Source organism: Rhizobacter sp. P1_G5 (assembly GCF_056405435.1).
The window spans coordinates 1-4,986 of sequence record NZ_JBFUCB010000460.1 but is presented as its reverse complement, the minus strand read 5'-3'; the positions used below and the strand labels follow the sequence as shown (position 1 = coordinate 4,986).

Genomic DNA, 4,986 nt, shown 5'->3' with positions numbered 1-4,986 from the left:
GGTGCTGAGCCCGGCGCCGGGCGTGCAGGCGGTGGCGATCACCGCAGGCGTCGGCATGAGCATCGCGCCGGCGCTGGCGGAACGGGTGATCGCGGCATGAGCGGCGTGCTTCCGCTGACGCGCAGCGCGGGTGTGTCGATCTGGCTGCAGATCGAGAAGGCACTCGCCGACGACATCCTCGGCGGGCGAGTGACGGGCAGGCTGGCCAACGAGCTGGCGCTGGCCGGCCGCTTCGGCGTCAACCGCCACACCGTGCGCCAGGCCGTGAAGGYGCTGGCCGAGCGCGGGCTGGTCGAGGTGCTGCACGGCCGCGGCACCTTCGTGCGCGAGGAGGCGATCGACTATGCGCTCGGCCGGCGCAGTCGCTTCGCGCACAGCCTCGCGAAGGCGCGGCGGGTCGGCGCCAGCCGGCTGACGCACGACGCCGAGCGGGTGCCCGAGGCCGAGGTGCTGGCGCTGCTGGAGCTGCCCGCCGGCAGCCGCGTGGTGCAGGTCGATTCGCTCGATGTCGTCGACGACAAGGTGATCGGCGTCTGCACCCAGTATTTCCCGCTGCCGCGATTTGCCGGCATCGCGCAGGTCTACCGCGAACTCGGCAAGACGCATCTGGCGCTGGCGCGGCTGGGCGTCGACAGCTTCGAGCGGCGCCTCGGCCGGGTGACCGCGAAAACGCCGGAGCGGGTGGTGGCGCGCCAGTTGAAGCAGCCGCCGGCGACGCCGATCCTGGTTGTCGAGAGCGTCTACGTCGACGCCGCGGGCCGGCCGATCGAGTACGGCATCTCCCGGTTCAACAGCGCGATGGTGCAGGTGGTCGTCGAGCCGTGAGCAATCACCCGCTATCGGCGTGACGTATGGCACAACCGGTTGCATCCCGCCACCGGCGGGGGGGCGGTGGTAGGCTCAAATGCGTTTCCAATCGCGTCTCCCATTGCCCATCCGAACGCCTGCGCCCCCGATGCCTGAAGAAAACCGAGTCCCGACCGCGAGGCCTGCGAGCGTCGTGTTCGCCCGCATCCGGGAGTTCGGCAGCTCATCGGTGACCGAGCAGGCGACGCTGAAGGCCCGGCTGGAGTCGCGCGCCGCGGCGGCCCTGGACGCAGTTCCTGCCAGCGAACGCGTCGTGCTCGACGCCCGCGACGGCATCGCGATCGTGATCACCGCCGATCCGCTGGTGGCTTTCGACGTCGCGCAGCGCCTGGCCCGCAAGAGCCGAAGCCGGCGCACCGTGGTCGGCCTGAACCACGGCGCCGTCAAGCTGGTGACCGACGCCCAGGGCGGGCCCGCGCTGATGGGCGACGGGCTGAGCACCGCGGCGGCCATCGCCACCTTCGCCAAGCCGGGCCGCATGCTGGCCACCCGCAGTTTCCGCGACGCGCTCGATGTCAACTCGCCGGGCGCGGCGCGCCGGCTCGAGCTGGCCGGCACCTCGATCGACGACCAGGTGCGCACGCACGAGCTGTTCGCGATCAACCCGCAGGCGAGCCTGCAGTACCAGCGCCGCCTGCTGCTGGCCGGCATCATCGGCAGCGCGCTGCTGATCGGCGGCGGCATCGCGGTGCGCTGGGGGCTGGACGAATGGCGCGAGGCGACCCAGGGCGCGGTGATCGTGTTCGACGTGAAGCCGCAGGCCGAGGTGTCGGTCGACGGCGAACACAAGGGCAGCACGCCGCCGCTGACGCAGATCGAGCTCGCGAGCGGCCCGCACACGCTGGAACTGACCGCGGGCGGTTTCCCGCCGTACAGTACCGAGGTTCAGGTCGCGCCGGGCGAACGCATCACGATCCAGCACCGCTTCGTCGCGGCCCCGAAACCGGCCAAGCCGGTCAAGCAGGGCAAGTCGGGCTTCTGGCAGGACCTGCGCCGCCGGCTCGGAAACTGAGACGCCGTGAACTCTCCAGACACCATCATCCACACGCACGTCGACCCGCGCCTCCCGTCGCAACTGGGCCGCTACCGCATCCAGTCGGAGCTCGGCCGCGGCGCGATGGGCGTGGTGTACCGCGCGCATGACGAGCAGCTGGGCCGCCCGGTCGCGCTGAAGACGCTGTACATGGGCGAGGATGCCGCCGCCGAGCACGCGGTGCGCTTCCAGCAGGAGGCGCGCGCCGCCGGCGGGCTGAACCACCCGAACCTGGTGACGGTGTACGACGTCGGCCGCGACGGCGACTGGGCCTACCTCGCGATGGAGCTGCTCGAGGGCGTGGAGCTGCGCGACCGGCTGGCGAGCAGCCGGGTCTCGCTCGCGATGGCGGTCGACATCGTGCGCCAGGTGGCGCTGGGCGCGAGCGTCGCGCATGCGCAGGGCGTGGTGCACCGCGACATCAAGCCGGCCAACATCATGCTGGTGCACGGCCGGCACGCGAAGCTGATGGATTTCGGCATCGCGCGCATCCCGACGTCTGACGTGATCACGCAGACCGGCACCATCCTCGGTTCGCCGAAGTACATGTCGCCGGAGCAGATCGCCGGCAACGACATCGACCACCGGGCCGACATCTTCTCGCTGGGCGTCGTGCTGCACGAGATGCTGACCGGCACGACGCCGTTCAACGGCGCCGACGTGAACCAGCTGATGTACGCGATCGGCCATGCCGAGCCGGCGATCCCGAGCCGGCTGAACCCGGACGTGCCGGTGGTGCTCGACCTGATCGTCGCGAAGACGCTGGCCAAGCAGCCGGCCGACCGCTACCAGAGCGCCGAGGCGCTGGCCGCCGACCTGCTGGCCTGCCGCAGCAGCCTGTCGGACCCGAGCGCCGACGAGGCGGCCGACGGCGAAACGCCGCCCGGCGCCGGCGTCTCGATGACCTCGTTCACGCCGCTGGCGCAGAGCTTCGCGACGACGCAGTCGATGACGCGCGCGTCGTTCGCGCCGGACATGGCGCTGCTGTCGGTGTCGCGGCGTTTCGATTCGGAAGCCGCCCTGGTGCGGCTGCGCGACGGCGACCTGCTCGCCACGCCGCCCCCGCCGCGCCAGCGCTGGCGGCGCGGGCCGTGGCTGCTGGCGGCGACGCTGGCGGCAGCGTTGTTCACCAGCGTGGCGATCGTGATCGGCTAGCGCCGGCGACGGCATGTCGATGGCCCGGCGAGCGCGCATGAATCGACGAACCGCTTTCTCGGCGCTGGCGCTGTGCGCGCTGGCCCCCGCCGCCCCGGCCCAGCAGGTGCTGCCCACCGTCACCGTGACGGCCACCCGCACCGAGACACCGCGCTTCGATGTGCCGGCCTCGATCGACGTGGTCGACGGCGACACGCTGCGCGACGGCCGGCTGCAGGTCAACCTCTCCGACGGACTCGCCGGCGTGCCCGGCCTGCAGGCGCGCGACCGGCAGAACTACGCGCAGGATGTGCAGATCTCGGTGCGCGGCTTCGGCGCGCGATCCACCTTCGGGATCCGCGGCGTGCGGCTGTATGTCGACGGCATCCCGGCCACGCTGCCCGACGGGCAAGGCCAGATCACCAACGTCGACCTGAACTCGGTCGAGCGCATCGAGGTGCTGCGCGGGCCGTTCTCGGCGCTGTACGGCAATTCGTCGGGCGGCGTGCTGCAGGTGTTCACCGAAGAGGGTATCGGCCGGCCGGCGTTGAGCTTCGGCGTGGCGGGCGGCAGCGATGGCGCGATGCGCACCAGCAGCAAGCTCTCGGGCGCCGAAGGCCGGCTGAGCTACCTGCTGAGCGCGAGCCATTTCGAGACCGACGGCTACCGCGACCACGGCGCCGCGCGGCGCGACATCGGCAACGCGAAGCTGGTGTGGCGGGCGGACGACGACACGCGCTGGAGCGTGGTGCTGAACAGCGTTGCGCTGCCGTTCGCGCAGGATCCGCTCGGGCTGACGCGGGCCGCGTTCGATGCGAATCCGCGCAGCGCCGATCCGGTGGCGACCGATTTCGACACGCGCAAGACCGTCTCGCAGACGCAGGCCGGCATCGTGTTCGACCGGCGGGTGTCGGCCGGCAATTCGCTGCGGGTGATGGTGTACGGCGGGCACCGGCGCACCGAGCAGTTCCAGGCCATCCCGGTGGCGACGCAGGCGAACAACGCGCTGCACCCCGGCGGCGTGATCGATCTTCGGCGCGACTACAGCGGCACCGACTGGCGCTGGACGACGAAGACCGCCGTGGCGGACCGGCCGTTGACGCTGATCGGCGGCTTGGCCTACGACCGGCTGCGCGAGTTGCGCCAGGGGTATCTCGACTACACCGGCGATGCGGCAACACCCCAACGCGGCCAGCGCGGCGCGATGCGGCGCGACGAGACCAATTTCGTCAGCAACATCGACCCCTACCTGCAGGCCTCGTGGCAGCCGGCGACCGACTGGACGCTGAACGCCGGCGTGCGGCACAGCCGCGTGCGCTTCGAATCGCACGACAACTACATCGTGGGTGCCAACCCCGACGACAGCGGCCGCGCCGACCACCGCGCGACGCTGCCGGTGCTGGGCGTGCTGTGGGCCGCGAGCCGCTCGGTGCACCTGTATGCGACGGCCGGCAAGGGCTTCGAGACGCCGACGCTGAACGAGCTGGGCTACCGGCCGAATGGCGCGACGGGATTGAACTTCGCGCTGCAGCCTGCGACGAGCCGCAGCCTGGAACTCGGCCTCAAGAGCCGGCTGGACGGCATCGGCGAGTTCAACGCGGCGGTGTTCCAGACTCGCACGTCGGACGAGATCGTCACGCTGACCAACACCGGTGGGCGATCGACCTTCCAGAACGCGGGCAGCACGCGGCGCAGCGGGCTGGAACTCAGCGCCGTCGCGGCGCTGCCCGAGCCGTGGAAGGCGCAGGCGGCGGCCACCTGGCTCGATGCGCGCTACCGCGACGCGTTCATGACCTGCACGGCCACGCCGTGTGCCGCACCGAACGTCGAGATCGCGTCGGGGCAGCGCATTCCAGGCATCGCGCGCAGCAGCTTACAGGCGAGCCTGGCGTGGGCGCCGCCGCAGGGCTGGCGCGCGGGGGTCGACGTGCGGGCGTTGAGCAAGGTGTTCG

4 protein-coding genes are annotated in these 4,986 nt (G+C 71.5%); all 4 read left to right on the top strand.

Annotated elements, in window-relative coordinates; all coding sequences use genetic code 11:
• The first annotated feature begins 96 nt into the window (after positions 1 to 96).
• A complete protein-coding gene (gene phnF / locus AC1D12_RS24525; RefSeq protein WP_477843436.1) occupies positions 97 to 825 on the top strand; it encodes a phosphonate metabolism transcriptional regulator PhnF in 729 nt (242 codons plus the stop codon).
• Positions 826 to 955: 130 nt separating this feature from the next.
• Positions 956 to 1,879 (top strand): PEGA domain-containing protein, encoded by a 924-nt coding sequence (locus AC1D12_RS24520; protein WP_477843434.1) that lies wholly within the window; start codon positions 956 to 958, stop codon positions 1,877 to 1,879.
• A gap of 6 nt (positions 1,880 to 1,885) precedes the next feature.
• Entirely contained in the window at positions 1,886 to 3,055 is a 1,170-nt protein-coding gene (locus AC1D12_RS24515; protein ID WP_477843432.1) for a serine/threonine-protein kinase, read from the top strand.
• A 37-nt stretch (positions 3,056 to 3,092) separates the two neighbouring features.
• Positions 3,093 to 4,986: TonB-dependent receptor family protein (locus tag AC1D12_RS24510; RefSeq protein ID WP_477843430.1), on the top strand; the 1,894-nt coding region annotated here is incomplete at its 3' end.

Excerpts from the sequence above, each read along its gene's own strand:
- AC1D12_RS24520 (WP_477843434.1), top strand. The coding sequence starts at position 956 with ATGCCTGAAGAAAACCGAGTCCCGACCGCGAGGCCTGCGAGCGTCGTG.